Below are 26922 nucleotides of genomic sequence, written 5' to 3' on the forward strand. Positions count from 1 at the left end.
CCTCCCCCCCATCACCCCTAATGTGAAAGACTTATTTTCCATATATTTTCAGAGAGTTAAGGCCGCATACGGTCTGGAGAGATTCTGAAAACTTCGGACTTTTTAACCCGGGGGTATCGCCATTTTTCATTTCTTAAAAACAAAGGAAGAGACGTTTTAATCCCACCGTTCGTCATTCCATTTCCCTTCTCTTGTCACTTTACCATCAAAGCGATCATGTCTTACGTTGTGATGATACTTACATAAGGTACGCATGTTTATTATTTCTAACGCCAACTTAGGATGTGTTTCAAGTTCCTTGATATGGTCAATCTCAAGCGTTGCTCTGTCTTGAGTTGTCACCTTGCCTTCTCGTTTACACCAAACGCATTCATAGTTGTCACGTTGTAAAACAAGTTGTCTTAGCCTTAACCATTGCGTTGAATTATAGAACTTCTTCTTTTGTTCTTTTGTTTTGTACTGCTGCTTATTCTTCATCGTTACCTTTATCAATCTCTTCTAATTCATCAGCCAATGCTTCTGCATGTTTAGCGATTGCTCTTAGCTTAGCGGAAAGATTATCAGTATATGCGGATACTTCTATCGATAATCCTTTATTATTTTTAGGTCTATTATTCTTTTTGAATAGACTGTAGTTAATATGCCCTGTCATTCCATCGTAAGGAACAGGCTGTACAAGATCATTACAAACAGGACATCTAATCCCATCTAAACATGTACCAACTATTCTTGCGCCACATTTTTTGTTCATACAATTTACTTGCTGCTTCTCCATACTCCTCACCCTTCCTTCCTTAGAAAACTAAAATGTTTTTCTCTCTCCTTGCGCCTTGCCTCAAATCTCTGCCTTTTTTCATCAATACGTTGCAGGCTCTCTTGAATAGATTTCTGTACTCTTTTGGATTGCTCATCATGTTCCTTATCCATCTCCAAAACTTTATTCGCTACATGATCAAAGAAGTCTATCATCATAATCACCCTTCTTTCTCCAAAATTAAAAAGGCTGTCATTTTCTCCTCACAGCCCCATTCACTCTTTTATAGGTATCTCTCCTGGTGCCCATCAATTCCTCAACTTCTCTCCGGCTCATAGCAGCAATAATCTTCTTCTTTATAACTGGTTTACTTGGTTTAGCTTCCTGCTTTTCTTCTGCTGATCTTCTAAGCTGATTAAATTTCCTGATTTCATCTTTTGATAAATGCTCAATGAACTTCAATTTAATCACCTTCTTTTAGGCAAAATAAAAAGCACCCTTTTAAAGGTGCTAATTTAATTACTTTCCGATAAATATTGTTCAAAGTATTTATCTATATTTTTGCTTGAGTACCAACGACTGATGAAAATAATCACAAATAATACAAATACTCCCCAGAAATACCACCAAGACCAATTACCAAAATTTACATTTAACATTTTATTTACTAAAAAAATAACAATTAATGCAATCCCTATACTAACCGTAACTGCTCCTAATTCATGCTTTCTTGATAGTAAATACTGATAACGTTCCTTTTTCATTTTTCCAATTTCATCTTTAAAAAACAATTTATCTAAACTAATTTCTTTAGAAAAATAATCATTCCAAACTTCTTGGTTTAATATTCTCCTAGAAAATCTAAATTTAGGAACCACCCAAAAAAATGAATGATGTATTTGATTGAGTAAGTAGCCTAATGGTACACCAATTATAGTTAAAAACGCTCCTAATGCTAATGGATCAATAGTTTTTATTATATCATTTATTTCATTTTGAAAATTAAAGAAAATATACGGACCAAGGATCATTATTAATATCCATCCTGGTATTCCCCATCTTACTAAATGTTTTGTATCAAAATTCATAAAAATAAAACCTCCTACCCACAATTATGAGTAAAAGGAATTAGATGGACAAACACTATCGTTCACCATATTACGACATTATTCTACAACTCTAAAACATTATCAGACTTCCACAATTGACCTGTATGGCGTTTTAGAAGGATTTTAACAGTAATTGTCCACCGAAGAAAAAGAAACGCTTAAACGGTTGATAAACCACCTCATTATGCTAATAGCTCCTTTATTTGCAATCTCACTTATACTTAGGGAGGAAAAACCAAGCAAAGTATGATTGCTGCTAAAAACAACAACAAAACAGTACTTTAAGATTTCCCGATACTAGTGTCGCGATTGACGCGGTCAAGCTCCAGACGCTCCTCCCTTAGGCTACATCCTTCATCACTTCTAACTTCTTATCGAGTACACCATCGGTCCATACGAACTATTCCATCGTATAGACTCGCTTGATAAGGGAAAGATGCGTCTCCCAGGAATTACTTCCTGAGATAATCCTATAAAAATGGACAGAAAAAAAAGGCAGCAACTTTGTCCGCCTTTTTCTCCTCAATTTGTTCAGTATTTGTTCGCAAAAAGTTCGCGAAATTTTAAATGATATTTAAACAGTGTGCAATCATGAAAATTGCTTGCTTCTTCTTCTCATAATAGGCTGTTTTTTGTAAGCATAGATCAAGATATATATCCAAGTCGTTTTGCTTTTCAATAGCCAAGTATTTTTTCTCAATAATTTGCCGTTCAAGGCTATCAAGGTTATTCAATGCCCTTTCCATATGCAGGACCTTCATTTCCTTTTCACGGTCATTATCATATAACTTAGGAAAGATATCAATGGTAATTCCTCTCTCATGAAGCTCCAGCTTGTTTAACTGTTGAATTTTTAAGGCTCTGAATAACTTCAGTTCTTTCACAACAATAGATCGAATTGCCTTTTCGTCAACATCTGGAAAGAATGATAATTGATTGCTCATCCGTTCTCCCCCTATGGTATAATAAATCTATTAAACAACACCATTGTCAGGAGAAATCCTGGCTTTTTTTATTTCAATTTGGCAACTTTGTTCTTGTTGCCATTTATATAATCAGCATGAACTAGCGTATAGCTTTGACCATTAAATTCGATTCTAGTTGGCACTCCATTTTTAGCTTTCAAGACCTCAACAACGGGCCTAAAGCTATCACCCTTTTGACGAGCTTTTGGTTTCCTTATTGATCTCACCCCTTAGGAAATTCCTTTACTCTTGTGTTTAATAAGCCACTGCTGGCTTAAAGCGATTATGTGATACGCAAAATTCAGGTAAATTTGCTCTTACTAATGCATCTGCAAAAGGTGGAGGAACACTGTTTCCAACACGCCTTATTTGATCTGATTTTGTACCAGTGCGAATATAGTTACTTGGAAAGCCTTGACCAGCAAAGAGCTCATGAGGTTGAAGCATCCGTAATCCAATATCAGTGACCTGGTAACCATTTGTTTTAACTGCTGTTAATGCGAATCTGTCTTTAATGGTAATAGTGTGTAACGGCTCCATTAACCCATGTCCTACACCTTGGCCATAATACTTAGTTAGAAAGGCAGTAACTAACCCAAATCTATTTCCACCTGCAGTTATAGTGTGAAGGGGCGTATCAAGCGAAAGGCCCCGCACTTCCTTTTCTGATTGCTCTGTATAGTAGCTAATTAGAAAAGCTGCTTTATGTTCATCCGGCACTATAAACGGTTTATCATTATTTATGACGAATCGCTCTAACCCTTTTTGAATTCGTTTTAATGTATTTGGAACAAGAGGCTTTTTACGATCAAATATAGATGGTGCTCCAATGGACCAATCAATAATTTCACTTGATGTTCTCCATGGTTTTAATTTCCCTCTTTGCACAGCCGGACTTTGTGGATCACCATGAGTAGGCTTTGGCCAAACAATTGGTTTTCCATCACATCGAGCAATCATAAAGAGCCTCTTGCGAATTGTGGGAGCTCCATAATCGCAAGCCTGAAGCTCCCTGAAATCTACTTCATATCCCAATGCCTGAAGTGATTTAACAAAACTATTGAAAGTTGCACCCTTCATATCTTTTATTGGCTTTCCGTTTTCAATTGGTCCCCAATCCTTAAACTCTTCAACATTCTCAAGCATAATAACCCTTGGTTTAACAGCAAGTGCCCATTTGACCGCAATCCATGCTAGGCCGCGTATTTCTTGCTGTACAGGTTTGCCGCCCTTCGCTTTGGAATGATGAGTACAATCAGGACTAAACCAAGCAAGTCCTACTTTACGACCCTTGCATGCTTCTTTAGGATCCACATCCCAAACTGATTCACAGTAATGTTCAGTATCGGGATGGTTTAACTTGTGCATTGCAATGGCAGCTGGATCATGATTAATTGCTATGTCTACTGATAAGCCTGTGGCCATTTCAATTCCCGTGCTGGCCCCGCCACCACCTGCAAAGTTATCGACTATTATTTCTCTGAATAGGTCAAGCTGCATTACTATCCTCCTAACCTAGTAAACTTATTAATTCAAGAGTTGATTAAACATTCAACGCTGCTTCGCATTCTTCTTTTGTTTTGAAGAATCCACCAAGCCTTCTTTCTACACTGTCCGAACTTCTGTAGGAAGTAGGTTTAATATACATTTTCACTTCAATTTTATTACCGTTAGCCCATATATGCATTTTTATTTCTATTACTGTTCCTTTTTCAACACTTTCCGTTGTTTTACTCTCATAACCATAACCAGCACATTCAGGGCATTTGATTTTAACTTCTTCACCTTTGATTTCAGCGATAACTTCTTTATCCCCTAAACAAACCGGACAATCTTCACGTACATAAGTTTTTTTTATGAACCAAACTTCATCACCTAATTTGAAACCGCCTAATAACTCTCTTAAAGTTTCGTCCGCGCCTTCTTTTTTGAAGGTTTTTTCAGCAACACCTAAATTAAGTTGTAATTTATGCATGTCATTTCTTAAGTCACTAATGGTTTTTTGCGACCTTTCATCACGATCAATGGCTTCTTGGTAATTTTTAACCCTTTCTGCTAAACGTTTTTCAACTTCCTGATCTAACAACTTGTTTATACCGATGTTAAATTCAAAGTTTTCATCAACCTCAAAGTAATCTTCATCCGGCTCCCAATACCCCATGTTAATTCCTCCTTTAATTAAGTGAACATAATACAAAATTAGTTGAATCACTTTTCTTCTGAACAAAACTTATGCTTTAAGACAAAATGGCATTTACATGTACATATGAATTTAATACCATCGCCCCATCGTTTTTGGCTAAAAACCTTGAACTTACACTTAGGACAAAACGCGCTGTAAATCATAAAGCCACACGCTCCTCGAAATCAAAGTGTATATTAATCTTTCAAAATCCCATTTCTGACAAAAATATTTCTAATGGCTTTATCAGCCTTAATCCTGCCCAATTCGATTTTATATTTTTCGATTTCTTTACGGCGGCGAGCAAGAGATCTGCCCAACCGCCTTTTCTGTTTTTTCTTGTTAACCATTATTTGACTACCTTTAATTGACTTTCAGGCACCGTCACTGTTCCATCGCCTTCCACAGAATAAGAAATGCCCTCATGATCATCGATACTCATTTGTCCTTCTGGAGCATTATCATTTTGTGGACGACTTTCCATTACTTCTTTTGGAGTTTTATAAGCATAAGTTAAATCAATTAAGAAATACTGACCGTACTTGTTATATTTCTCTGTGATTTTGTGCATTTGAAGATTGTCATTTTCTTTAGCAGCTGAGATAATTTCCTCTGCTTCTTCACGTGTATCTGCGTAATGTTGTTCTTTTTGGTTTAATTGTACTTTTGTCATGGTATTAGCTCCTTTGGTATTAGAATGAAATTTGAATGATAGTTTTCCTTTGTATTCTCGTGATTTCTAAGCTTAAAATTGATTCTGATAGATTAATAACCTTCGTCCTGCCGTAAATGGTTAATTTGATTTTTTTCGAAATAGGCTTTTTCAACTTGCTCCCCTGTGAAGCCCAACATTTCACCAAGACTTAAATACAATTCAAATCCCTCATGGAAATACCCACCATGACCACACTCGTATATCTCCCAATCGACTCTCATTAAGGCTGTAAATTGTTGCTCTATTGTTCTGAATTTAATAGTTTCAATTGCTAATCCAGCTACATCTTTATCAAATCCATGTTGTAAACCAATTTCCAAAACAAAATGCAATCCGTCCACATATTCTTCAAGGAGTGGATTTTTATAAGGTTCTCCCCATCCAGTTACAGGAACCTTGGTTCTAGGCTCCTGGTCCTTACTCCAAAACTTAAACCCTCGCCATTCATTCGCACATTCACCGATTTCGACAAGCAAAGCCAAAATTAATTTATCGAATCTATCAGGCTCGTTATATGCGATACGATCCCTAAGAACCTTTTGAGTATCAAATAATTTCTGCAAGTTCACTTAGATCACTCTCCTTCAACCTTTTTACATAAAGCTGAATTCGCCTTTGTATACCAGTTTTTGTTACACCCTGCATATTGGCTATTTCCAATAATGTGTAGCCTTCAAATCGCTTTAAGACAATTTCCTTTTCATAATCTCTTAGCCGATCCATTAAAGATTCAATATGAATCCTATTCAATGCTGTCTTTTCAGTATTATGATTAGCTGGCGGCAACACCCAATGCCCAACATGATCAATATCAACTATTTCAGCACTTCTCTTTTGGGCACGATGGTCTCTGGCAAGATCTCTTATTGCGAATTTTATATATTTCCCCCACAATCCAGTGAATGGGAGAATACCTGGTTCAAATTTTTCTAATGCTTCAAAGCCTTTTTGGTAGCAATACCATTTCAATTCATCATCCGACAATTTGGTTGCAATCTCAGCTTTTTGAATGGTGCCAAAATATTTAATAAGACACCCACCGATAAAGTATTTATATAAATCTCGTTTTATTGCTTCTTCATAGATTTGATATAAGAGAAGAGTAGGACAATGTTCATCCCACTCTATGATGTTTTTAAGCTGCTGGTTAGATGCTTTTGTTAGATTCATTTCTCTCTCGCCCTTAAATATCGTTGTCTTAGCTGTTCAATTTGCTCAATAGTCGGTTTAGGATTGATCTGCTGCATGAATTCACGTAGGCGTTTTTTATAAGCTAAACTTTTATCATCTTCAATGAAATTAGATTTTGTCATTTTCCTTACCCTCCAATTCAATCAATACTTTCAAATTGGCTTCAGCTTTAAGCAAATCTTCGAGACCGTTCTTTTGCTTGTATCTACTCACGTATTTTATGACGTTACCGATATGAAAGCCCTCAGCTACTGTATATCCACCTTCTTTAGGGAAATGTTTCTGCAGATACCCATGAACATCAATTTCGTTTTTGTGATAGTGGGAAGGTGTTATGGCGTCTTCAAAATTGATATTTTTCATAACAGCACCTATATAGCTTTCTTCAAAGCTTCATGTGCTTGAAGCAATGTTTCATATTGTTTTTTATAATGATCACGCTGTTCAATTGTTCTTCGGAGCCCTTCTTCCAGTGCCAGATTTTCTTCTGCTATTTTCAAATAATTTTTGAATCTAGTTTTCTCTTTTAATTCAGCAATAATTTTCCTCAGCCTTATGACTTCTTCCGAATTACTCACTACTTATCCCCTCTTTCAAAAAGCCCCTGTTTTTAAATAATGTTTGGCCTGATAGTAAAAATGGTGATAAATCCAGTTGCCGCTGAATTTCTGGTCTAGGTACACGATTTCGAAATTGTATCTAGCTTTGAAAGTATTCAGCCTACCGAGCAATGCTAATGGATTATATTTTGAACGATACTTACCTTTAAGCATTTTTTCGTAGCCGTTGAGATCCTCCACAATTAATGTGAATGGAATGTCCTTAGAGCGAATCAACTCATTTTCAAATGCTGTTGCTGTATCTTTTTGAAGATTACCTGTGATTTCATCAATGTGCGCCTTTCGTTCCACTCGGCTGCTTAAATAAATATCGCGATTGATCCCCAGCTCATCATTCTTTGGAATCATGCAGCCGTAATCGCCAGTATCTAATTTTTGAATCTTTACCGGGACATCCTTTTGTCGCAAATATTCAAGGATATGGCCGTTAACATTTTCACGAGTATCAACAACAATCGTTAATGTTTTGAGTATTTTATTTAATTCTGTGTCTGAGTAATGGTAGGAAATCATTATCTTATTTCCTCCTCAATTACTTCTTTTGAGATCAAATAATCAAAAACAATATCTGAAATTTCTTCAACCTCAATCTTTGATGGGACAAAGCCACGTTTTATTAATTCCTGAAATAGATAATCTTCTATTTCTTGAGTATCGATAGTTATTTCAATTTCCTTCATCCCTTATGCTCCTTTCTTCGCATAAGTAACTGCACGTTTATATAATTCTTGCGCCATCTTTTTAGATTCATCATTTTCAAATTGCCGATAATCTTCATAGATGTTGTTCCATCCATTCTTAGCAAGTGCAACCATCCAATCATTAAATAAATCCAGTGAATCCAATTCATTACATAACCATTGATTCAACTTTTCGTTGCTTTGCCAACCACAGATGTTATGTACCATTTTCATGAGTGTAATTTTCTCTGGACTGGCATCTTTCCAAGATTTGAACCAAACATCAATATCTTTGAAATGTTCCTCAGCTGCTTGCATTACTTCTTTAGGTATTAGATTTTGATTTTTTATCGCTACCCGATCATCAATATTATCAAGATAGATATTTGCACCCGATCTCCATATCAAGCTTAGAATTTTTAAAACTTGCATTTTAACAAATACACATCCTTAAAAATCACCTGATTACGTCCACCTCTGGTTTTCGTAAAACCCATCTCAACCAGCGATTTGAAAAACTTGCGTTTTGTTTTTGGTTGTTCATCTTTATTAGCACACCAAGTTAAATATCTTTCATAAATTTCTATAGCCGGTATATTTGACAACCTTGCATGTGATAAATTGCATTTTACAAATTCAACCATAATTGAATATCACCCCTGTTACGGAAATGAATGTTTTTTACCCGAGAAACTACTAAAATTACTATCATTTTTCATTTAGTAACACGCCGCAAACCTTACAGCCACTAAGGTCTAAGTCGCTTCATGTTACTTGTGTTACCTCTATTTACCTATAAAGGCTCCTAATAGAATATATATATATATTATTTTTTTGTTTTATATAAATATTGGTAACAAAAATAACAAAAGTAACACAAGAAGTAACCTAACCCCTTGATACATAAGACTTTTAAGAAAATTTAAATGTGTTACTAATTGAGTTTTTTTCATTGGTTTCATCGTTTTCTAGTAATTTTTGCTGAAAAAAAGTATTTTTTCGCTCTATCAAAGTAACACCATGAATGAAATACTTGTTTCTGTTGCCGCGTTCTCTCTTAAAACCTTGTGATTCTAAAATTCGATAGAATGCTCGATTTTTTAATTGATGTTCACCATTTTTGAAACACCAATTGGAGTAAACTTCATAAAGTTCTTTTGCTTCAATTTGTACGTTTTCTTGTCTGAAACAACATTCGAACATAAATGGTCCGAGAATATCCATTTCTTCTTTGTAATCGCCTGTTGCTTTCATAACAACTGCTGGATCATTCAGCCCCGACTGCTGCCACTTCAAGCACCCTTCAATCGCCCAATTTAGAATGCCGGGCATTTCTAGGCTTAACTTCTCTGGCAACTTCTTATCGCGTTTTTCTTTTGGTAGTTGAAGATTGAAAGGAATTAAGCGGATCCTGCGCCATATACCTTCATCTACACCTTTGATTACTGGTTTATGGTTAGTAGTAAAAAACACTTTGAATTCTGGTGTAAACTCGAAATACTCTTGTCTAAGGAATCGTGCAAGTACTGGCTCCCCACCTGTAATTTGTTTTACAAACGCCTCGGATAGTTGCTCTCCATCTTCACTTTCAATTGCAGATACAAAACGAGCACCTACTAATCTAGCAATATCATTATTGGCTCCGGTTTCTTTCTTCTTAATGAAAGTATCTGATTTAGCTTGCTTTCCGTATTCGCCCATAAGATCCTTAATCGTATTGATAAAGGTAGATTTACCATTTGACCCACCGCCGATAAGGAAGACCATGATCTGTTCCGAAATTTCACCAGTAAGGGAATATCCAATCAATCGCTGCATGTATTCAACCAACTCTTTATCCCCTTGAAAAATCTGATCCAAAAAATTAATCCATTCAGGGCATTTCGCTTTATCATCAAACACGATATTAGTAATTTTAGTTAGGTTGAACTCCCGATCATGAGGCTGCATTTTGCCCGTTTTCAAATCAATGATCCCATTTTCGACATTGAACAAATATTTATGACGATCAAAGTCCTCACGTTCTCCAGGTACCAACGGCATGAGATCCTTAATGCTGTTCATTCGAATATTTCTTCGCTCACACATTCTGGCCCATTTCGTTTCTGCTTCATCCTCTGATTTGTAAAGACTGCGGAGAACTTTCGCTGTGATTTTCTCGATCTCTTTTTTTGTGTCTAATTTCCATCGTTTACCGTCCCATATTAGCCAGCCCATGTCAGAAACATATTTGATTACATGGCCATATTCGTAAGCGATACGTTCAGCATTTCCGAGCTCTGTTAAACGGAATTTCTTTTTCGGTTTTTTTTCTTCCTCTACAACATCAACATTGTGGAAGTCAAAAGAGAATTCAGCGAACTGTTCCTTATTGTCTAAAATGGTTGTTGAAGTGGAAGAAATGGCTGTTGCTATTGTTCGTTCACCATATGTTTCATTTGTATCTCTGAAATGGATAACATCCCATTTATCACGCATGAGATTCGATTCACGAAACATTGTGTCCATTCTAGTTGCGGAATTGCCTGTCCAAAATGCTAAGTGATTACATAGTGCTAAGTCACTGGCTGAATGATCCCCATTGATTAAAGTTCCACTGAACAATGAGCGAATTTCATCTCCATTTTTAGAACGGAAAATTCTATCCCATAAAGCATCATTTGATATTTTGATTTCATCTTTTTCAAATTCAGCTAGGTTGATACGACCTTGAATATCACTATCATCAAAATAGGTTTCAAAGACCTCGGCTAGTTCATCAGTCCGTTCATAAATTTCATTTGAATTTTCTTTATTACCGGTAAAGGTGAAATAACGACCATATGCATATATCTCTAAACCATGCTTAGTGTTTTTACGGCCCGTTCCAATGACACCTTGCGGAAGATTTCCTTTAACAATGATGTGAATTCCTTTGCCAGAAGGAGAAAACTCTGTATAGCTATCAAGCATGTCTATGATTTCTGTTGCGAAAGCATTAGGTTTTTCATCAGTTACGCATTTATCAATATCTATCCCGATGTAATTGTCCTGCCGACTAAAAACAAAACCGATGCCATCATAATCACCCTGGAGATAAAACTTAACTGCAGTAGCAAATGTGCTCCATGTTCGGCGATTATTTGCTTGTGCCATTTCCCCATTTGCTTGATAAGGTACTTTTGTTGGTTTCCCATTTCTCTTTTCCGATTTCCACAAAATCCATTGAGGAAGGGCTTTTAATTCAGCTGGGATTTCGTTGAAATTGTATGGACTTTCTTTCATTAATCCCACCATTTTTCTTGAGTAATAATATTTAAAGCTTGTAAACATCTTTCACGTTGAAACATTCCAAAATGACATTCTTGACTACTAATTCCCAACTTCCTAGATAAATCTCTATATAGTTGCCCTCTACTTGCAACTTTTTCATAACGCCATTGCCTATCGAAGATATCGTGGCAAGCTTTTCGTAAAACTTGAACATCTTTTGTGGCTAATGTACCTAAAGGTTTTCCGTTATTATGCGTCCCGACATTAGCTTTACAGTCATGACAGTAATAGCATTTGCCGTTACCGTATTCACGACCGTAAATGATTGAATTACTTTCTTTTTTCACATTGCTTGAGCCGCAATTATGGCAATTTTTGATTGCACTCAATGTATTTCACCTCATTTTGGGTATAAAAAAGAGAGGCCAGCAAAAACCAACCTCTCTATTTAGTTATTTAATCAAAATGGCAAATCAGAATCCCCGATAGTAATTGCACCAGTTGACATAATCGGATTCACATCGGACACATCATAATATTTTGCTTTTGCAGCTGTACGTTTTTGTTTTTCACCATCAACCACTTTGTCATATTCTTCATGCTTAACAGTGATTTTTAAATTTTTATTGATAAGCTGCTTTGCCATATCCTCTGGAGAGCTGAATGGATGACCATTTGGAAAGCCACAAGCTTTTAATAAGGAATTGACAATCTTCACTGACACTTCATGTTCAAATGTGAAATTGTTATAAAGGATCTTTGCACCTTGATGATTTTGCGGAACATCACTACGAATTTCAAAATCAACATTCAACATCGGCTTTCCAGCTTGAGTCTTTTTCGCCTCAGCGTTCACTACTACCGCTTCATATTTACCTTCAGCTACTAATTCAAAAGCTACACTTGCATTTTCTTCATCAAATTTAAAGAATGACATTGTTTATTTCCCCCTGTTTTCTAATTTGTGGATGAAACTATTAATTCTTCTTGGATGCAACCTTTACGCTGATCCAAGTGATTCTTTGCAAAGATACTTTGATTGCCTTCGAGCATAAAACCTCTCGTACCGTCTGCCTTTCTAAGTAGCCTAGCAACTACATGGACAATCCCCATAATATGATTGACGATTTTATCCCGAATATCTGGGATAAATTGCGTATATTGCTGACCATCATCGTGAGTAATCGTTCGGGTTGTCTCCCAAGCTGTAAAAATAATATTTGCATCTAATGTGTTAAAGGTTTCTACTAACTTCAAAAGATGGTTATCTAGTAAAGCGTAATCCTTTAATTCTGGCATTCCACTTTTGGTATTTTCTCCTTTCTTAAGCAGCCAGATCTTTTGATAGTGTGTTAGATTATCGATAAAGATATTGTCATATTTACCGATATTTGCTTTTGCTAGTGCAAAGAATTGAAGGATGCTATCATGCGGATTGGCACCATCAATTTTAGCCACATCAACATTTGCATAACCCTCTAACACTTGGCTTGTCCCATCAATATCTAGCGCCAATGTTTTACCTGGTAGTAAACCAGCAACAGTTGTTTTACCATCACCCGGCTTTGAGTAGATGATGATTTTCGCCTTTTCACTTTTTTTAATATCGGCACCGTTTGTGATTTCCAATTAATTCACCCCTTCATTTTTTTATCTTGTACTGTTAAACTTGCACAGTGATTACAGACTTCATATGTTTTTCCGCTTACTTTAACAGTAGTTCCTTTTGGTTTATCCCCACAAAAGTCACACCACATATCCATCCAATTTACTCCTTTGTAATTTGTTCTAAACTTCCACAGAATAAGAGATTGATTCCGGCTTTACCATCACACCAGGAACAATTTGTCCGTTTTCATCGACTACAACCTTTTCACCGCTGATTTCCACAATCTTTAGTGATTTCTTTAAATCAGCCCATTTCACACTGTTCTTAATGTAATCATCCATTCCATTTTCAATAACATGCTGCAGGATGACTTCTTCATTTTCCTTTTCCGGTGCTTCCTTAGATTTACGAGTTTTAGATTTTCCGTAAGGAGTGCTGATAGTCTTAGCCTTTGGATCTGCTTCAAGCTGTTTTGCATGGTAAATGGCAATCATATTTTCAAAGAATTCAAGACTGTTAGAAATTGTGGATAGCTCCCCACGCTCCCATTCAGCTATACGTTCACGTTCGATATTAGCCAGCTGTTTGATATCCTTTTCCTTAGATTTAAGAGCCGTTAGCTTTCGAAATGCCCAATTAAGACTGTTAAGGTCCGTGATTTCAAATGGAGTTTCCTGTGACTGAATTTCTTCAACTTCCATCAATTCAATTTTCTGAAGTGCGTTCATTTTCTTTTTCCTCCTTAAAAACTTGATCAAGATATTCGTACGTATCAACTAATTCATCGTAAAAATTACTACCGCTGAATGATTTTTGATACTGCTCAAGAAAATCAAAAAGTGGTTCTAACTTTGGATTAATAGGACTCATTACCGTCCGATCTTTTGCATAAAAGAATGGCAAAGTATTCCCTCCTTGATTTTTTGCAAATTTTTATTTACACTTTAATTGTTAAATTTTGTTTTTTGGACTCCTGTTGCAGCAGGGGTCTTTTTTAATGAATAAGCGTTTTCGCTAACTTGGAACACCAATCAATTTTCACTCCTTTCTCCTGAAGCCTTTTAATTAGAACTTCTAGCTTTTCCTTTTTGCTCAAATGACTCACCTCCTTTAAAGTTCCAATCACCAATCACAATTCCGACTACTACAAGAAAAGGAACAAAGAATAATAATGCTTCTGCCACGTTTTGCCCTCCTATTCAGTTATCAAATTTTTATTCCGGAAACTTATCACCAAATTCTGCACACTGGGTAAAAAAGAGAAGCCATATTTAGGCTTATACTTATACCACTTCTTTTTCACGTGTATTTAACCATCGATTGAAACTCTCTTTTTTCACTCTCTTTGTTGCCCCAATTTCAATACAAGGAATACCACCGTTAGAAGGTGAAAGCTTAAAAAGTTCATATACTCTTCTGCGTGAAATATGTAGATATTCAGAGATGTGTGCTGCAGTCATAATTTCAGGATATTCAGCCAACGATTTTTCCCTCTCCATTTCTTATCACCCTTTCTTTGTTTAACCAGCTGTTTTAATTAATTCAAATAAAGACTTTGGTAATATCTCTTTGGCTGCCGCTAGCCTAAATTGCACTATGTCGATATCAAGAATTTCAGCTAATGCAATATTCACTTCATCCCTTGCTGGCGGTAGTTTTCCGTTTTGCATTTTGCTTAGTACTGACTTATCTAAACAAATATCTTTTTTTGCTAAGCGAAATGAAATTTGCGTAAGTGACCAACCCTTTTTTTCAATTGCTTGCCTTAGTAATGTTTGGTAATCCATTTTTTCACCTCCTGCACATTACCATGTGACGTAAAATTCTACTGTTGATTTTTTCGTCACTTCGTACATTTATCTTAACAATCACCGTTTCGAATTGTCAATGACGAAAAAGTCACTTATTTAAAAAAACGTTGATTAAAAGTTCAACAATATGATAATATTAGTATTGACTATAGTAGATGGAGGTTGAAACAAATGGATTATCCAGAATTAATCAATGCATATATAAAACAGAGTGGATTGAGTTTAGCGGAAATTGCTGAAAGGATGAAAAATGATAAAGGAGTTAAAGTTGATAGAACTTACATTTCTAAACTTAGAAAAAATCCTAAATATGCCGCTTCGGAAGAAATTAACCAGGCACTTGCTGAGGTAACAGGTGGAGACTCAAATCGTTTAGTATGGGCGGGTTTAATTTTTGGATCACATCCTAGTGTTAGAGATATTCTTATGCTTATTGATGATGAAGTAATTATTAAAGCGATGAGACTTATGAAAAAATACCCTGGGTATTTTAATATGGATGATAATGAACAAATGGAACTGGAAGACGATCCAGATGTTATAGATTTTTGGAATTCACTAGGAAAATCAATGAATAAAGATGAGCCTGATGCAATTGATAAATATATTTACGAAAAAGCTACAGAAGAATTAAATAATTATGTTAATGAAAATACGCTATACAATACACATTCTATGTTAAAAATCCCTGTCTTAGGTTGTATTCAAGCCGGTAATCCAATCGAAATGATTGAGCATAATGAAGGTTATACCTTAGTCGATCCTGATGTGTTAAAAGGTAAAGAAGGATTTGCACTTAGAGTTAAAGGTGACAGTATGACTGGCGACAGAATTCACGATGGGGACATAGTAATAGTTGCTAAACAAGAAGAAGTACAATCCCATGAAATTGCTGTAGTGGCTGTAAATGGTGATTATGCAACATTAAAGCGCGTTAAACGACATGGAGATATGTGCATGCTTATTCCTTCAAATCCAAGTATGGAACCGCAGTTAGTTCCTGCATCAAATGTTCATATTATCGGGAAAGTAGTAGAAGTTAAGTTCTGGCCAAAATAGGAGGTTTTGATTGTGAAAGGTCATTTTTATAAACCACACTGTAAATGTGTAGATTCTAAGGGTGAAAGTAAAAAAACAAAAAAATGCTCATGTGGATCAAAGTGGTCTTATATTATTGATATTGGAACTGATCCTAAATCAGGCAAAAGAAAACAAAAAAAGAAAGGCGGTTTTAAGACTAAAACTGAGGCTCAAGAAGCAGCTGCTCTTTTAATTTCCGAACTCACACAAGGCACTTATGTGGAAGAAAAGAATATTACTTTTGAAGAGTTTGCCTTCGAATGGCTAGACATATACAAAACATCAGGTAAACCCAAAAAACCCGGTACTATTCGAATTCGCAAGCATGAAATTCAAAGGCTGATGGATTATTTCGCAAAACTAAAATTGAAAGATATTACTCGGAATACTTATCAAGATGCGTTAAATGGCTTAAAAGAACGAGGCTTCGCTGACAACACATTAGACGGTGCTCATCGTACTGGGAGAATGATTTTCAAAAAAGCAATCGAGATGGAGTTAATAAAAAAAGATCCAACTGAATTTGCCTATGTTCCTAAAGATGTTAAGACGATTGAAGAGTTAGAAAAAGAAGATGAGATACCAAATTATTTGGAAAAAGAAGAGCTGTCTAAATTCTTAAATACTGCCAAAGAAAAAGGTTTAGATAGAGACTATCCAATATTTATGTTGCTCGCTTATTCAGGAATACGTGTTGGAGAACTTTGCGCGTTGAAATGGAAGGATATCGATTTCGAGGAAGAATCAATTTCAATAACAAAGACTTATTACAATCCGGTTAATAATATTAGAAAATATCAACTTGTTCCTCCAAAGACACAAAAGGGTAAACGAATTATTGATATAGATCCAAAAGTTTTAGCGATACTTGAGAAACATCGAGCAGAACAAAATAAGGTTCGAATGAGATTACGTAAACAATATCATGATGAAGATTTTGTTTTCTCAAAAATGGATGAGACTAACCCTGGATATCCAGAATTAATAAAGACCATTGAAAACAGAATGAAACGACTTTTAAAGCTCGCAGGATTGAACAAGGAGTTAACCCCACATTCATTAAGACACACTCATACTTCGTTACTTGCTGAAGCTGGTGTAGGGCTTGAGGAGATCATGGAGAGATTAGGTCATAAAGATGACGATACAACTAAACATGTTTATTTACACATCACAAAAAGCATGAAAAAAGAGGCTTCCCGCAAGTTTGCAAAACTCATGGAAAACCTCTAATTTTTTTAAGCCCTTATGTTACCCAAATGTTACCCTTTAGGTATTTGAATGGTTAAAAACATTGATGTAATAAGGTTTAGAACCCATTACTACATCATGCCGCCCATTCCACCCATACCGCCCATATCAGGCATTGCAGGTGCGTTTGGTTCTGGTTTGTCAGCGATAACAGCTTCAGTAGTTAGAAGCATAGCTGCTACGGAACCAGCGTTTTGAAGAGCAGAACGAGTTACTTTCTTAGGATCCACGATACCAGCTTCGATCATGTTAACCCACTCGCCAGTAGCAGCATTGAAGCCGATTCCAACTTCTTCGCGCTTTAAGCGGTCAACGATAACTGAACCTTCTAGGCCAGCGTTTTGAGCGATTGTGCGTACAGGCTCTTCCATCGCGCGTAATACGATGTTGATTCCTGTTTGGATATCGCCTTCTTCTTGTAGAGCAGCTACTTTGTTGTAAACATTAAGTAGAGCTACTCCACCACCAGATACGATTCCTTCTTCAACAGCTGCACGAGTTGCGTTTAGAGCATCTTCAATGCGAAGCTTGCGCTCTTTCAATTCAGTTTCTGTAGCAGCACCTACTTTAACAACTGCCACACCACCTGCTAATTTAGCTAAGCGCTCTTGTAATTTTTCTTTATCGAATTCAGAAGTAGTTTCTTCTAATTGAACACGGATTTGGTTTATACGAGAAGCGATTTGTGCGCTGTCTCCTGCACCTTCAACGATAGTTGTGTTTTCTTTCGTTACAACTACTTTAGAAGCGCGTCCTAAAGATTCGATTGTTGCAGATTTCAAGTCACGGCCTAATTCTTCAGTGATGACTTCACCACCAGTTAGGATCGCGATGTCTTCAAGCATTGCTTTACGGCGATCACCAAAGCCAGGAGCTTTAACCGCTACTGCATTGAATGTTCCACGAAGCTTATTCACTACTAATGTAGCAAGTGCTTCCCCTTCAACATCTTCAGCAACAAGCAATAATGGCTTGCCTTGTTGAACCACTTGCTCAAGAACTGGAAGGATTTCTTGAATGCTAGTGATTTTTTTATCAGTGATTAAGATATATGGATTATCAAGAATTGCTTCCATTTTGTCTGAGTCTGTTACCATGTATGGAGAAGCGTATCCACGGTCGAATTGCATACCTTCTACGACATCAAGCTCAGTTGTGAAGCCTTTTGATTCTTCGATTGTGATAACTCCATCGTTACCAACGCGCTCCATAGCTTCAGCGATAAGAGCACCAACCTCTTTATCATCAGAAGAAATAGCAGCAACTTGTGCAATAGACTCTTTGCCTTCGATTGGCTTAGCGATTGCTTGTAATTCTTCTACAGCAGTCGCAACCGCTTTTTCGATTCCTTTACGGATACCCATTGGGTTTGCACCAGCTGTTACGTTTTTAAGACCTTCGCGGATCATTGCTTGAGCAAGAACCGTTGCAGTTGTTGTACCGTCACCAGCAACATCGTTTGTTTTGCTTGCAACTTCAGCAACAAGCTTTGCACCCATGTTTTCGAAAGCATCTTCTAATTCGATTTCTTTCGCGATCGTTACACCGTCATTTGTAATTAACGGAGAACCGAATTTTTTCTCAAGAACCACGTTGCGTCCTTTTGGTCCAAGAGTTACTTTTACTGCATCCGCAAGAGCGTCTACTCCGCGAAGCATTGCGCGGCGTGCATCTTCACTAAATTTAATCTCTTTTGCCATAATAAATAACCTCCTCGAAATAGTTAAATAGGCAGTTCAAACCAAATAAAATTGTAAAGCTGTATGGCTAGATTAGCCAATAACAGCAAGAATGTCGTTTTCGCGTAAAATTAAATATTCTTTGCCTTCGTACTTCACTTCAGTACCAGCATATTTTGAGAAGATAATACGGTCGCCTTGAGCAACTTCAAGAGCTACACGCTCACCGTTCTCAAGAACGCGTCCAGTTCCAACAGCAACTACATTGCCTTCTTGAGGCTTTTCTTTTGCAGTGTCCGGCAAAACGATGCCGCTTGCAGTTTTTTCTTCAGTTTCAACAAGCTCGATAATAATTCGATCACCTAGTGGCTTTAACAAGTGAAACAACCTCCTCAATAAATATGTAAATTTTTTTATTAGCACTCTCATCTGCTGAGTGCTAACACAATTATTATATTAATGAATCTATTGCATATTTGCAAGAGTGAAGCTCAATTTTTTTGTAAAAAATATTTAAAGTGGGCTACATTATTTTTACAGTCATTGCCAAATGCTAGTTTATCCTTAATATCCACGCAGCAAACCATCTTTTTATGTCTACAATTTGAAACTTGGACCTTTTTACGGGTAAAATGAGGATTGATATACACAATGGATAAGGAGATAAAATATTGAAAAAAGAGTATTGGTATATTCTTATTGCTTATACAGGGATGCAATTATCGAGCTTAATCGGGGTCCCGTTCATTGCGTTTTGGGGAACACTATCCGGGAAAAGCATGGCCGATATGGAAACAATCGCTGTCACATCTTGGATTGTCATTAGCTTTACGATCACATTAATTATTACGTTGGCAATCCTCCGAAAAGAAATGAAGGAAAGCCTTTCTATGAGAAATGCAACTTCTGCAGGTACTTCCATAGCCTGGGCCATTGGCGGAGTATTCCTTGCATTATTTGCGCAATCTATTGCCGCCAATATAGAAAATTTAATCGGAATTGAAATGGGATCGGAAAACACACAGCAAATTATTAGGCTTATTCAAGCTTCACCCATAGTCGTTGTGATCAGCTCAATTATTGGGCCAATCCTAGAGGAAATTGTCTTCCGAAAGGTTATTTTCGGAACGCTTCATAAGCGGCTAAACTTTTTTCTTTCTGCCTTAATAAGTTCTGTTATTTTTGCTCTAGCTCACTTTGAGTTTGAACATATTCTGTTGTACTCAGCGATGGGCTTTACTTTTGCTTTCCTATATGTCAAAACAAAGCGAATTCTAGTGCCGATTTTTGCGCATGTGGCCATGAATACACTTGTCGTCATTATCCAATTTAACAGAGAAAATATTGAAAACTGGATAAAAGAAGTGGAAAAAATGCAAAGCTTTATTGGAGGATTTTTATGAGAAGGACACCATTGTTATCAGGCATCATTTATATTATTCTTGGGATCCTCTTTACCTATATCGCGATCCAAAGCATTCAAAGAAACGATGGCTGGGGAATATTTACTTACTTTCTTATTATTATCGCAACCCTTGACTTAGGTACTGGCCTGCGGATGGTTGCCTTTCATTTCAAAATCGTCAATAACAAACAAAGAAAATGAGCACTATACAAATGCTCATTTTCTTTGTTTAGCTTATTCTTCCTCTTGTGGATAATGCTTAAGAAAGTAGATAAGCGACTGCAGCTCCACAGCTAAATCGATATGATGAATTCTGATGGAGGACGGCACAGATAAACGTGCAGGAGTAAAATTCAAAATTCCTTTTACACTGCCTTGAACAATTCGGTCAGCAATCGGTTGGGCTGCAAGAGCAGGAACAGTTAAAATCACAACTTGAATTTGTTCGTCCTCGATTACTTTTTCTAGATCACTCATATGGAATATCGGTACATCCCCAATGTATGTGCCAACTTTTCCTTCGTCTACATCAAAGGCTACTTCAATTTTCGTATTATTGTTTTTGAGGAAATTATAGTTTAAAAAGGCAGTGCCTAAATTACCAACCCCAATAAGAGCTACCTTCGTTAATTCATCCTGATCTAACGTTTTCCGAAAAAAGGTAAGCAAATAATTTACATTATAGCCATACCCTTTTTTCCCTAAAGCGCCAAAGTAGGAAAAATCCCGCCGAATTGTAGCAGAATCAACTTTTACCGCTTCACTTAATTCTGCAGAAGAGACTCTTTGTTTCCCAGAAGCATGCAAATTTTTTAAGAATCGATAATATAAAGGAAGCCGTTTGGCCGTTGCTTGTGGAATTTTTAATGACTCATTCGCCATTATCTTATCTCCTCTCGTAGAAACCTTTACGTTTGCTCATATGACAAATGTTTTATCAGTTAGCAGCTTTACTTCTTTAAATACACAATACATTATAACAAGGAATCCCTTTTAAAATCCCCATTTTTTCCGCCTGTCTTTTCTACTAAATAGGTTTTGCCAATGACCATCCCTTTATCAACAGCCTTACACATATCATAAACTGTTAAGGCACATACAGATGCTGCTGTTAACGCTTCCATTTCAACTCCAGTATGACCCTTTGTTTTGACCGTAGCTTCAATGAGCAGTGTATATTCTTCTTGATCGACATTCCATGAGTAGGAAATATCTACTCCCGTTAAAGGAATGGGATGACACATCGGAATAATTTCCCATGTTTTCTTGCATGCCATCACACCCGCAACTTGTGCTACGGCGAGGACATCTCCTTTTTTCATTGTATTCAAAGTGATTTTTTCATATATTTCTTGATTAACTGTAATACTTGAGTGAGCAATCGCAGTTCGGACCGTCACAGATTTCTCGCTAATATCGACCATCTTTGCTCTGCCTTCTTGATTAAAATGGGTAAAATCAGACATTAATAACACCTCACAACAAAATCATACACTATTTTTAGCCAAATGTGTAAAACACTTCACAATAATTCAAGTCCATCCTCACACACATTGCCCAACAAATATGAATGAGTTACACTTATTCTATAAAGCTTGAGGTGAACAAAAATGATTTTATTACAAGTCAATCAATTAATAAAGAACTTTGGTGCTGAAGTTATATTATCGAATATAAAGCTTGAAGTACAAACTAGAGATAGAATTGCCCTTGTGGGGCGCAACGGGGCTGGCAAGTCCACGCTTTTAAAAATGATAGCTGGCCAAATGTCCTATGATTCCGGTGACATTATTAAGCCTAAGGAAGTGGAAATCGGCTACCTTGCCCAAAATACCGGACTCGAGTCAGAAAGATCCATTTGGGATGAAATGTTAACTGTATTCGAGCATCTGCAAAAGCTTGAAAAGGAATTGCGGAAGCTCGAAGGTGAAATGTCTGATCCGCAAGCAATGGCTAATCCCGAAAAATATGAACGCATCTTAAAAGAATACGATGATCGGCAAGTTCAATTTAAAGAACAAGGCGGTTATCAGTACGAATCAGACATTCGCTCCGTTCTTCATGGACTGAACTTTCAATCCTTTAGCTATGATACGAAAATATCCACTTTAAGCGGGGGGCAAAAAACGAGGCTTGCTCTAGGAAAACTGCTGTTAAAGAAGCCTGATATTTTAATTTTGGACGAGCCTACCAACCATCTAGACATTGATACTTTATCTTGGCTTGAGCAATATTTGCTAACGTATGACGGGGCCATTTTAATCGTTTCCCATGATCGATATTTTTTAGATAAAGTCGTCTCCCAAGTCTATGAATTATCAAGAAATCAAAGCAAAAAATATATCGGTAACTACAGCTCTTATCTTGACCAAAAAGCGGCAAACTATGAACGTGACTTGAAGCAATTTGAAAAGCAGCAGGAAGAAGTAGCTAAACTGCAAGACTTTATTCAACGCAATCTGGCTCGGGCCTCCACAACCAAAAGGGCACAGAGCCGCAGAAAACAGCTGGAGAGAATGGAATTAATGGATCGTCCTTTAGGGGATGAGAAGTCTGCTAATTTCGGTTTCCAAATTGAAAGGCAAACAGGCAATGAAGTGCTGAAGGTGGAATCTGTTGCTGTAGGATACAATGATGAAATGATTTCGAAAAATATTTCCTTCCGAATTACTCGTGGAGAAAGTATAGCCCTTGTGGGACCCAATGGAATTGGCAAATCCACACTTTTAAAAACGATTATTGAGAAACTTCCTTCACTTGCAGGAAGTATACACTACGGATCTAACATAGCCATTGGCTATTATGATCAGGAACAGGCTGAGCTCACCTCGAACAAACGTGTACTTAATGAACTTTGGGATGAATATCCACTTACACCAGAAAAGGAAATCCGAACTGTGTTAGGAAACTTCCTCTTTTCGGGTGATGATGTACTAAAAACCGTCTCGACTTTAAGCGGAGGAGAGAAGGCTCGTCTAGCATTGGCAAAATTAATGATGCAAAAAGCCAATTTCTTAATACTGGATGAGCCAACAAACCATCTCGATTTAGATAGTAAAGAGATATTAGAAAATGCTTTAATCGATTATCCTGGAACAATTCTGTTTGTTTCTCATGATCGCTATTTTATTAATCGAATTACTACAAAGGTTCTTGAGCTTCACGAAAATGGAGCAACTGAGTTTCTTGGCGATTACGATTATTATGTTGAGAAGAAGCAAGAACAGGAAGAGTTAAAAGCTTTGGACCTTGCAGAAAAGTCCTCCTTCCCTACTCACGTAAATCAAGATAAAAGCAGCTATCAGATGGATAAGGAAGCAAAAAAGTTAGAAAGACAAAAACAGAGAAGATTAGAAGAAGTTGAAAAGCTTATCGGGGGATTGGAGGCGCAAATTGCTGAATTCGAACAGCTTCTGTGTGAGCCCGAAATATATCAAGATCATGAAAGGGTCTTGGAAATAACGAAAGAAAATAACGAGGCAAAGACCAAATTAGAAGAATTAGTTGAAGAGTGGACTGTACTAGCAGAGTAGCAGAATAATTTTTTTGCTGAAATTTGACCCAGGAGTTTATTACTCCTGGTATTTTTTTATCCACAAAATTATTCACATAAAAACAACTGAAGTAATGGGATTCCACAGACTTTTCCACATTATCCACATTTAATTGGCTTTTTATCCACATTATACACATAAAATTTAAACAATTGCCATTTTATCCACAAAAAACGTCCAAGTAGTAACTGGGACGTTTTTCTTATATTCGAATTAGTTGTGGATAGTAATTTCAAGACCTGGGTTCGCATTTAATGCCATAGTTGATCGCACACCTTTTTCAAATAGGATACTCCCGGCAGCTGCGATCATTGCCGCATTATCCGTACATAAATGTAGTGGCGGGATGACCAATTCAATCCCAGGCAGCTTGTCAAATTCCTTCTGTAACACTGAGCGCAAACCCTTATTGGCCGCAACCCCACCTGCTAATAATACTTGTTTTACCTTATATTCTTCTACAGCTTTCAGCGTTTTAGTAACAAGGACATCAATCACACTTGCCTGAAAGCTTGCCGCCAGATCTTCTGGGGAAATCTTTTCCCCACGCTGTTCAGCATTGTGGACAGTGTTGATAACTGCAGATTTTAATCCGCTAAAACTAAAATCATAAGACCCTTCATCCAGCCACGCTCTCGGTAAGTTAATGGTGGCTTCCCCAACATGTGCTAACCGGTCAATATGAGGTCCACCCGGATAAGGAAGATTCAAGGTTCTAGCTACTTTATCATACGCCTCTCCAGCAGCATCATCCCTTGTTTCACCAATGACCTCAAAGTGGCCATTTTCTTTCATAAAAACCAGCTCTGTATGTCCGCCAGAAACAACAAGGGAGAGTAACGGAAATTCTAGCTCTGTAACAAGGCGGTTCGCATAAATATGACCTGCAATATGATGCACACCCACTAATGGGATATTATGAGCAAAGGCAAGCGCTTTTGCAGCGTTTACGCCCACTAATAATGCACCGACAAGGCCTGGACCTTCTGTGACTGCAATTGCATCCAAATCATCGAAGCTTAGTTCTGCCTGTTTTAATGCTTCCTCAAGAACAATGGTTATCTGTTCCACATGGTGCCTCGAAGCAATTTCAGGTACAACGCCTCCGAACCTTTTATGACTTTCTATCTGTGATGCCACAATATTTGAGGCAATTTCCCTGCCGTTTTTGACAATCGCTACCGATGTTTCATCACAGCTTGTTTCAATACCCATAATATATTGATCTTTATTCATTATAAATTCACCCACATTACTAATGCATCTTCTCGATTATCAGTATAATAACTTTTTCGAATGCCTCCATCCTGAAAGCCTAGCTTTCTGTACAAAGACTGGGCAATAGAATTGGTCACACGGACTTCAAGTGTCATCGTTCGAGCGCCCATTTCTGAGGATATCTCCATGATCTTCTTCATTAATGCTTCTCCAAGCTTCAACCCTCGGTATTCAGGCAAGACGGCTACATTTGTAATATGCGCCTCATCAACGATTACCCAAACCCCGCAGTAGCCAATTAATCTTCCTTCATCCTCTAATCCGATATATACGGCAAATTTGTTTTGTTTAAATTCGTTTTTAAAAGCTTCTTCCGTCCACGGCAATGTAAATGAGGCATGTTCAATTTTCAACACCTCATTAACATCTTTTTCACTTAAAAAACGAAAAGTGAAAGAATTCGTCATTATGTTCTTCCTCATCATTACTTTTTCTCTTTGTTAGCCATTAGCCAATTCGTTTCCGCTTCTGCCAAACGGATATAGTTAGGAACGAAGGAATGTATATCCTCCCCTTCTTTATCTCTTCCTAGCAAAGCAAGCTCTGACGGCCGGGGATTTTGTTCCGTGATTTCTGCAAAAACAGCCTGGTCTCCAAGAAGATCCTTCAGAATAGGCTGATGCAACGGCAAATCATTACCGATAAATAGAATTCTCCGTTCCTGTTCCTTTAGCTTTGCTGCCCATTCTGTTGATAATAAAAGCTGATCTTTTTGTAAAGTATGTATGTTTCCATCAACAAATTGGTAGAGACCTGTATAGATTTGTCCTCTTCTTGCATCGAATAGTGGAGATATAGCACCCTCGAAATAACGTCCAGCTGATGCAGCAGAAACTTCTAGGCTTGAAATTCCCACTAATGGGATGTTAAGGGTCCAAGCTAATGTTTTCGCAATGGTAACGCCAATTCTAACACCTGTGTAAGAGCCTGGCCCTTTAGCTACAACAATTTTTGAAAGGTCAGCTGGCTTTATATCACAATCATGCAATAAAGCTTCAATAGCTGGCATGACCCGTATGGAGTGATTCTTTTTTAGATTTGTGATATATTCGCCTTTTACTTGATCCCCATCCAATATCGCAACACCTAACGTATAATTAGATGTATCAATAGAAAGCACCTTCATCCTAATATCTCCTTACATAACTCCTCGTATCTTTTACCCTTTGGTTCTAATACAAATCTTCTGGAACCATCCTCACCTAGAAAAAGAGAAATCGTCAACAATTCAGCAGGCAACTGACTTTCTATTAAATGAGCCCATTCAACAACTGTCACCCCATCCCCTTCAAAGTATTCATCAAATCCTAGATCTTCAAAGGAATCTTCTACTCGGTAAACATCCATATGATATAACGGAAGCCTGCCTTGATATTCCTTAATAATGGTAAAAGTAGGACTGTTAACATTTCTATTAATTTCTAACCCAATGGCCAATCCTTTCGTAAACGTGGTTTTCCCTGCGCCAAGATCGCCTTCAAGAGCGATGACATCTCCGGGCTGCAGAAGGGTGGCCAGACGTTTTGAAAATTCCATCGTATCATCAGGATGTTTCGAAATAAACTCATATATACTCATAATAATTGATCACCATTATTTTTCTTAAATTGGAATAACTAACTCAACTGATTATTATCAAAAAAACCTTAGGATGCATCCTAAGGGTATCTTTCATATATAGTGTACATGATTTTAAATCTGCTAGCAAAATATGCTGTGCAAAATAAAAAAAGACGAAACCTAGTTTCGTTCTTGTTTAAGCATGTAAATGGCGGTCCGGACGGGAC

43 protein-coding genes are annotated in these 26922 nt (G+C 37.1%); 5 read left to right on the forward strand and 38 right to left on the reverse strand.

Annotated features, from left to right (window positions below):
• Positions 1 to 156 precede the first annotated feature (156 nt).
• The 30 genes from V7164_RS20245 to V7164_RS20390 form a co-directional block, all read right to left on the reverse strand.
• Positions 157 to 477, reverse strand: coding sequence for an HNH endonuclease signature motif containing protein (locus V7164_RS20245; RefSeq protein WP_335355052.1), 321 nt, complete (start codon positions 475 to 477; stop codon positions 157 to 159).
• Positions 467 to 775 carry a hypothetical protein gene (locus tag V7164_RS20250; protein WP_335355053.1) on the reverse strand — a complete coding sequence of 103 codons (309 nt, stop codon included), beginning with the start codon at positions 773 to 775 and terminating at the stop codon, positions 467 to 469. Before V7164_RS20250 ends, V7164_RS20245 begins: the two co-directional genes overlap by 11 nt.
• A gap of 5 nt (positions 776 to 780) precedes the next feature.
• Positions 781 to 978 (reverse strand): hypothetical protein, encoded by a 198-nt coding sequence (locus V7164_RS20255; RefSeq protein WP_335355054.1) that lies wholly within the window; start codon positions 976 to 978, stop codon positions 781 to 783.
• A 28-nt stretch (positions 979 to 1006) separates the two neighbouring features.
• Positions 1007 to 1216, reverse strand: coding sequence for a hypothetical protein (locus tag V7164_RS20260; RefSeq protein ID WP_335355055.1), 210 nt, complete (start codon positions 1214 to 1216; stop codon positions 1007 to 1009).
• Between the two features lie 53 nt (positions 1217 to 1269).
• A complete protein-coding gene (locus V7164_RS20265) occupies positions 1270 to 1842 on the reverse strand; it encodes a hypothetical protein (RefSeq protein WP_335355056.1) in 573 nt (190 codons plus the stop codon).
• A 584-nt stretch (positions 1843 to 2426) separates the two neighbouring features.
• Positions 2427 to 2807 (reverse strand): ArpU family phage packaging/lysis transcriptional regulator, encoded by a 381-nt coding sequence (locus tag V7164_RS20270; protein WP_335355057.1) that lies wholly within the window; start codon positions 2805 to 2807, stop codon positions 2427 to 2429.
• A gap of 68 nt (positions 2808 to 2875) precedes the next feature.
• The gene (locus V7164_RS20275; RefSeq protein WP_335355058.1) at positions 2876 to 3055 is read right to left on the reverse strand and encodes a hypothetical protein; all 180 of its coding nucleotides are present in this window, start codon (positions 3053 to 3055) and stop codon (positions 2876 to 2878) included.
• A gap of 28 nt (positions 3056 to 3083) precedes the next feature.
• Positions 3084 to 4328 carry a DNA cytosine methyltransferase gene (locus V7164_RS20280; protein WP_335355059.1) on the reverse strand — a complete coding sequence of 415 codons (1245 nt, stop codon included), beginning with the start codon at positions 4326 to 4328 and terminating at the stop codon, positions 3084 to 3086.
• A gap of 43 nt (positions 4329 to 4371) precedes the next feature.
• Positions 4372 to 4989, reverse strand: a complete 618-nt coding sequence (locus tag V7164_RS20285; protein WP_335355060.1) for a hypothetical protein — start codon at positions 4987 to 4989, stop codon at positions 4372 to 4374.
• A 218-nt stretch (positions 4990 to 5207) separates the two neighbouring features.
• Positions 5208 to 5360: a DUF3983 domain-containing protein gene (locus V7164_RS20290; protein ID WP_335355061.1), complete on the reverse strand. Its 153-nt coding sequence runs from the start codon at positions 5358 to 5360 to the stop codon at positions 5208 to 5210.
• Positions 5360 to 5683: an organic solvent tolerance protein OstA gene (locus tag V7164_RS20295; protein ID WP_335355062.1), complete on the reverse strand. Its 324-nt coding sequence runs from the start codon at positions 5681 to 5683 to the stop codon at positions 5360 to 5362. The genes V7164_RS20290 and V7164_RS20295 overlap by 1 nt, the downstream gene beginning before the upstream one ends.
• A 92-nt stretch (positions 5684 to 5775) precedes the next feature.
• Entirely contained in the window at positions 5776 to 6294 is a 519-nt protein-coding gene (locus V7164_RS20300; protein ID WP_335355063.1) for a dUTP diphosphatase, read from the reverse strand.
• A complete protein-coding gene (locus tag V7164_RS20305) occupies positions 6272 to 6895 on the reverse strand; it encodes a hypothetical protein (RefSeq protein ID WP_335355064.1) in 624 nt (207 codons plus the stop codon). Before V7164_RS20305 ends, V7164_RS20300 begins: the two co-directional genes overlap by 23 nt.
• Complete coding sequence (locus V7164_RS20310) at positions 6892 to 7038, reverse strand: hypothetical protein (RefSeq protein WP_335355065.1); 147 nt, start codon at positions 7036 to 7038, stop codon at positions 6892 to 6894. Before V7164_RS20310 ends, V7164_RS20305 begins: the two co-directional genes overlap by 4 nt.
• The gene (locus V7164_RS20315) at positions 7025 to 7279 is read right to left on the reverse strand and encodes a DUF3310 domain-containing protein (RefSeq protein ID WP_335355066.1); all 255 of its coding nucleotides are present in this window, start codon (positions 7277 to 7279) and stop codon (positions 7025 to 7027) included. Before V7164_RS20315 ends, V7164_RS20310 begins: the two co-directional genes overlap by 14 nt.
• An 8-nt stretch (positions 7280 to 7287) precedes the next feature.
• Complete coding sequence (locus V7164_RS20320) at positions 7288 to 7494, reverse strand: hypothetical protein (protein ID WP_335355067.1); 207 nt, start codon at positions 7492 to 7494, stop codon at positions 7288 to 7290.
• 15 nt (positions 7495 to 7509) lie between these two features.
• A complete protein-coding gene (locus V7164_RS20325) occupies positions 7510 to 8049 on the reverse strand; it encodes an ERCC4 domain-containing protein (protein ID WP_335355068.1) in 540 nt (179 codons plus the stop codon).
• Positions 8049 to 8216, reverse strand: a complete 168-nt coding sequence (locus V7164_RS20330) for a YozD family protein (RefSeq protein WP_335355069.1) — start codon at positions 8214 to 8216, stop codon at positions 8049 to 8051. Before V7164_RS20330 ends, V7164_RS20325 begins: the two co-directional genes overlap by 1 nt.
• Before the next feature lie 3 nt (positions 8217 to 8219).
• Positions 8220 to 8648: a hypothetical protein gene (locus tag V7164_RS20335; RefSeq protein WP_335355070.1), complete on the reverse strand. Its 429-nt coding sequence runs from the start codon at positions 8646 to 8648 to the stop codon at positions 8220 to 8222.
• Complete coding sequence (locus V7164_RS20340; RefSeq protein WP_335355071.1) at positions 8636 to 8860, reverse strand: primase-like DNA-binding domain-containing protein; 225 nt, start codon at positions 8858 to 8860, stop codon at positions 8636 to 8638. Before V7164_RS20340 ends, V7164_RS20335 begins: the two co-directional genes overlap by 13 nt.
• Positions 8861 to 9128: 268 nt before the next feature.
• Positions 9129 to 11480, reverse strand: coding sequence for a phage/plasmid primase, P4 family (locus V7164_RS20345; RefSeq protein WP_335355072.1), 2352 nt, complete (start codon positions 11478 to 11480; stop codon positions 9129 to 9131).
• Positions 11480 to 11857: a zinc-finger-containing protein gene (locus tag V7164_RS20350; protein WP_335355073.1), complete on the reverse strand. Its 378-nt coding sequence runs from the start codon at positions 11855 to 11857 to the stop codon at positions 11480 to 11482. The genes V7164_RS20345 and V7164_RS20350 overlap by 1 nt, the downstream gene beginning before the upstream one ends.
• Positions 11858 to 11928: 71 nt before the next feature.
• Positions 11929 to 12405, reverse strand: coding sequence for a DUF669 domain-containing protein (locus V7164_RS20355; protein ID WP_335355074.1), 477 nt, complete (start codon positions 12403 to 12405; stop codon positions 11929 to 11931).
• Between the two features lie 20 nt (positions 12406 to 12425).
• On the reverse strand, positions 12426 to 13097 hold the full coding sequence (locus V7164_RS20360) for an AAA family ATPase (protein WP_335355075.1): 672 nt from the start codon (positions 13095 to 13097) through the stop codon (positions 12426 to 12428).
• Between the two features lie 5 nt (positions 13098 to 13102).
• Entirely contained in the window at positions 13103 to 13231 is a 129-nt protein-coding gene (locus tag V7164_RS20365; protein WP_335355076.1) for a hypothetical protein, read from the reverse strand.
• A gap of 25 nt (positions 13232 to 13256) precedes the next feature.
• Positions 13257 to 13805: a host-nuclease inhibitor Gam family protein gene (locus tag V7164_RS20370; RefSeq protein WP_335355077.1), complete on the reverse strand. Its 549-nt coding sequence runs from the start codon at positions 13803 to 13805 to the stop codon at positions 13257 to 13259.
• Entirely contained in the window at positions 13783 to 13980 is a 198-nt protein-coding gene (locus tag V7164_RS20375) for a hypothetical protein (protein WP_335355078.1), read from the reverse strand. Before V7164_RS20375 ends, V7164_RS20370 begins: the two co-directional genes overlap by 23 nt.
• Before the next feature lie 158 nt (positions 13981 to 14138).
• Entirely contained in the window at positions 14139 to 14261 is a 123-nt protein-coding gene (locus V7164_RS20380; protein WP_335355079.1) for a hypothetical protein, read from the reverse strand.
• A 99-nt stretch (positions 14262 to 14360) separates the two neighbouring features.
• Positions 14361 to 14576 carry a helix-turn-helix domain-containing protein gene (locus V7164_RS20385; RefSeq protein WP_335355080.1) on the reverse strand — a complete coding sequence of 72 codons (216 nt, stop codon included), beginning with the start codon at positions 14574 to 14576 and terminating at the stop codon, positions 14361 to 14363.
• 21 nt (positions 14577 to 14597) lie between these two features.
• Positions 14598 to 14864 (reverse strand): helix-turn-helix domain-containing protein, encoded by a 267-nt coding sequence (locus V7164_RS20390; protein WP_335355081.1) that lies wholly within the window; start codon positions 14862 to 14864, stop codon positions 14598 to 14600.
• A 195-nt stretch (positions 14865 to 15059) separates the two neighbouring features.
• On the opposite strand from V7164_RS20390, the gene V7164_RS20395 reads away from it, so the two are divergent.
• Both V7164_RS20395 and V7164_RS20400 read left to right on the forward strand, forming a co-directional pair.
• Entirely contained in the window at positions 15060 to 15947 is an 888-nt protein-coding gene (locus V7164_RS20395) for a LexA family protein (protein ID WP_335355082.1), read from the forward strand.
• A gap of 12 nt (positions 15948 to 15959) precedes the next feature.
• Entirely contained in the window at positions 15960 to 17201 is a 1242-nt protein-coding gene (locus tag V7164_RS20400; protein WP_438824733.1) for a tyrosine-type recombinase/integrase, read from the forward strand.
• An 89-nt stretch (positions 17202 to 17290) separates the two neighbouring features.
• Here the strand turns inward: V7164_RS20400 and groL are convergent, their stop codons facing one another.
• The gene (gene groL, locus V7164_RS20405; protein ID WP_335346188.1) at positions 17291 to 18919 is read right to left on the reverse strand and encodes a chaperonin GroEL; all 1629 of its coding nucleotides are present in this window, start codon (positions 18917 to 18919) and stop codon (positions 17291 to 17293) included.
• 72 nt (positions 18920 to 18991) lie between these two features.
• Positions 18992 to 19276 (reverse strand): co-chaperone GroES, encoded by a 285-nt coding sequence (gene groES / locus V7164_RS20410; protein ID WP_315667217.1) that lies wholly within the window; start codon positions 19274 to 19276, stop codon positions 18992 to 18994.
• 293 nt (positions 19277 to 19569) lie between these two features.
• Here groES and V7164_RS20415 point away from each other — a divergent pair, with 293 nt between their 5' ends.
• Together V7164_RS20415 and V7164_RS20420 are read left to right on the forward strand one after the other, a co-directional pair.
• Positions 19570 to 20301, forward strand: coding sequence for a CPBP family intramembrane glutamic endopeptidase (locus V7164_RS20415; RefSeq protein ID WP_335346187.1), 732 nt, complete (start codon positions 19570 to 19572; stop codon positions 20299 to 20301).
• Positions 20298 to 20504 (forward strand): YdiK family protein, encoded by a 207-nt coding sequence (locus V7164_RS20420; protein ID WP_335346186.1) that lies wholly within the window; start codon positions 20298 to 20300, stop codon positions 20502 to 20504. The genes V7164_RS20415 and V7164_RS20420 overlap by 4 nt, the downstream gene beginning before the upstream one ends.
• 33 nt (positions 20505 to 20537) lie before the next feature.
• Here the strand turns inward: V7164_RS20420 and V7164_RS20425 are convergent, their stop codons facing one another.
• Both V7164_RS20425 and moaC read right to left on the reverse strand, forming a co-directional pair.
• Positions 20538 to 21185 carry a redox-sensing transcriptional repressor Rex gene (locus V7164_RS20425; RefSeq protein ID WP_335346185.1) on the reverse strand — a complete coding sequence of 216 codons (648 nt, stop codon included), beginning with the start codon at positions 21183 to 21185 and terminating at the stop codon, positions 20538 to 20540.
• 92 nt (positions 21186 to 21277) lie between these two features.
• Positions 21278 to 21769, reverse strand: coding sequence for a cyclic pyranopterin monophosphate synthase MoaC (moaC, locus tag V7164_RS20430; RefSeq protein ID WP_335346184.1), 492 nt, complete (start codon positions 21767 to 21769; stop codon positions 21278 to 21280).
• Between the two features lie 144 nt (positions 21770 to 21913).
• Between moaC and V7164_RS20435 the strand changes: the two genes are divergently transcribed.
• The gene (locus tag V7164_RS20435; protein WP_335346183.1) at positions 21914 to 23836 is read left to right on the forward strand and encodes an ABC-F family ATP-binding cassette domain-containing protein; all 1923 of its coding nucleotides are present in this window, start codon (positions 21914 to 21916) and stop codon (positions 23834 to 23836) included.
• Between the two features lie 234 nt (positions 23837 to 24070).
• On the opposite strand, the gene tsaD is transcribed toward V7164_RS20435, so the two are convergent.
• The 4 genes from tsaD to tsaE are packed head-to-tail and all read right to left on the reverse strand — an operon-like array spanning position 24071 to position 26713.
• Positions 24071 to 25093: a tRNA (adenosine(37)-N6)-threonylcarbamoyltransferase complex transferase subunit TsaD gene (gene tsaD / locus V7164_RS20440; RefSeq protein ID WP_335346182.1), complete on the reverse strand. Its 1023-nt coding sequence runs from the start codon at positions 25091 to 25093 to the stop codon at positions 24071 to 24073.
• A complete protein-coding gene (rimI, locus tag V7164_RS20445; RefSeq protein ID WP_335346181.1) occupies positions 25093 to 25542 on the reverse strand; it encodes a ribosomal protein S18-alanine N-acetyltransferase in 450 nt (149 codons plus the stop codon). The genes tsaD and rimI overlap by 1 nt, the downstream gene beginning before the upstream one ends.
• Before the next feature lie 17 nt (positions 25543 to 25559).
• Entirely contained in the window at positions 25560 to 26261 is a 702-nt protein-coding gene (gene tsaB / locus V7164_RS20450; protein WP_335355083.1) for a tRNA (adenosine(37)-N6)-threonylcarbamoyltransferase complex dimerization subunit type 1 TsaB, read from the reverse strand.
• A complete protein-coding gene (gene tsaE / locus V7164_RS20455) occupies positions 26258 to 26713 on the reverse strand; it encodes a tRNA (adenosine(37)-N6)-threonylcarbamoyltransferase complex ATPase subunit type 1 TsaE (RefSeq protein ID WP_335346179.1) in 456 nt (151 codons plus the stop codon). The genes tsaB and tsaE overlap by 4 nt, the downstream gene beginning before the upstream one ends.
• Positions 26714 to 26922 lie beyond the last annotated feature (209 nt).

Source organism: Bacillus sp. JJ1474, assembly GCF_036965225.1.
Lineage (GTDB): Bacteria > Bacillota > Bacilli > Bacillales > Cytobacillaceae > Cytobacillus.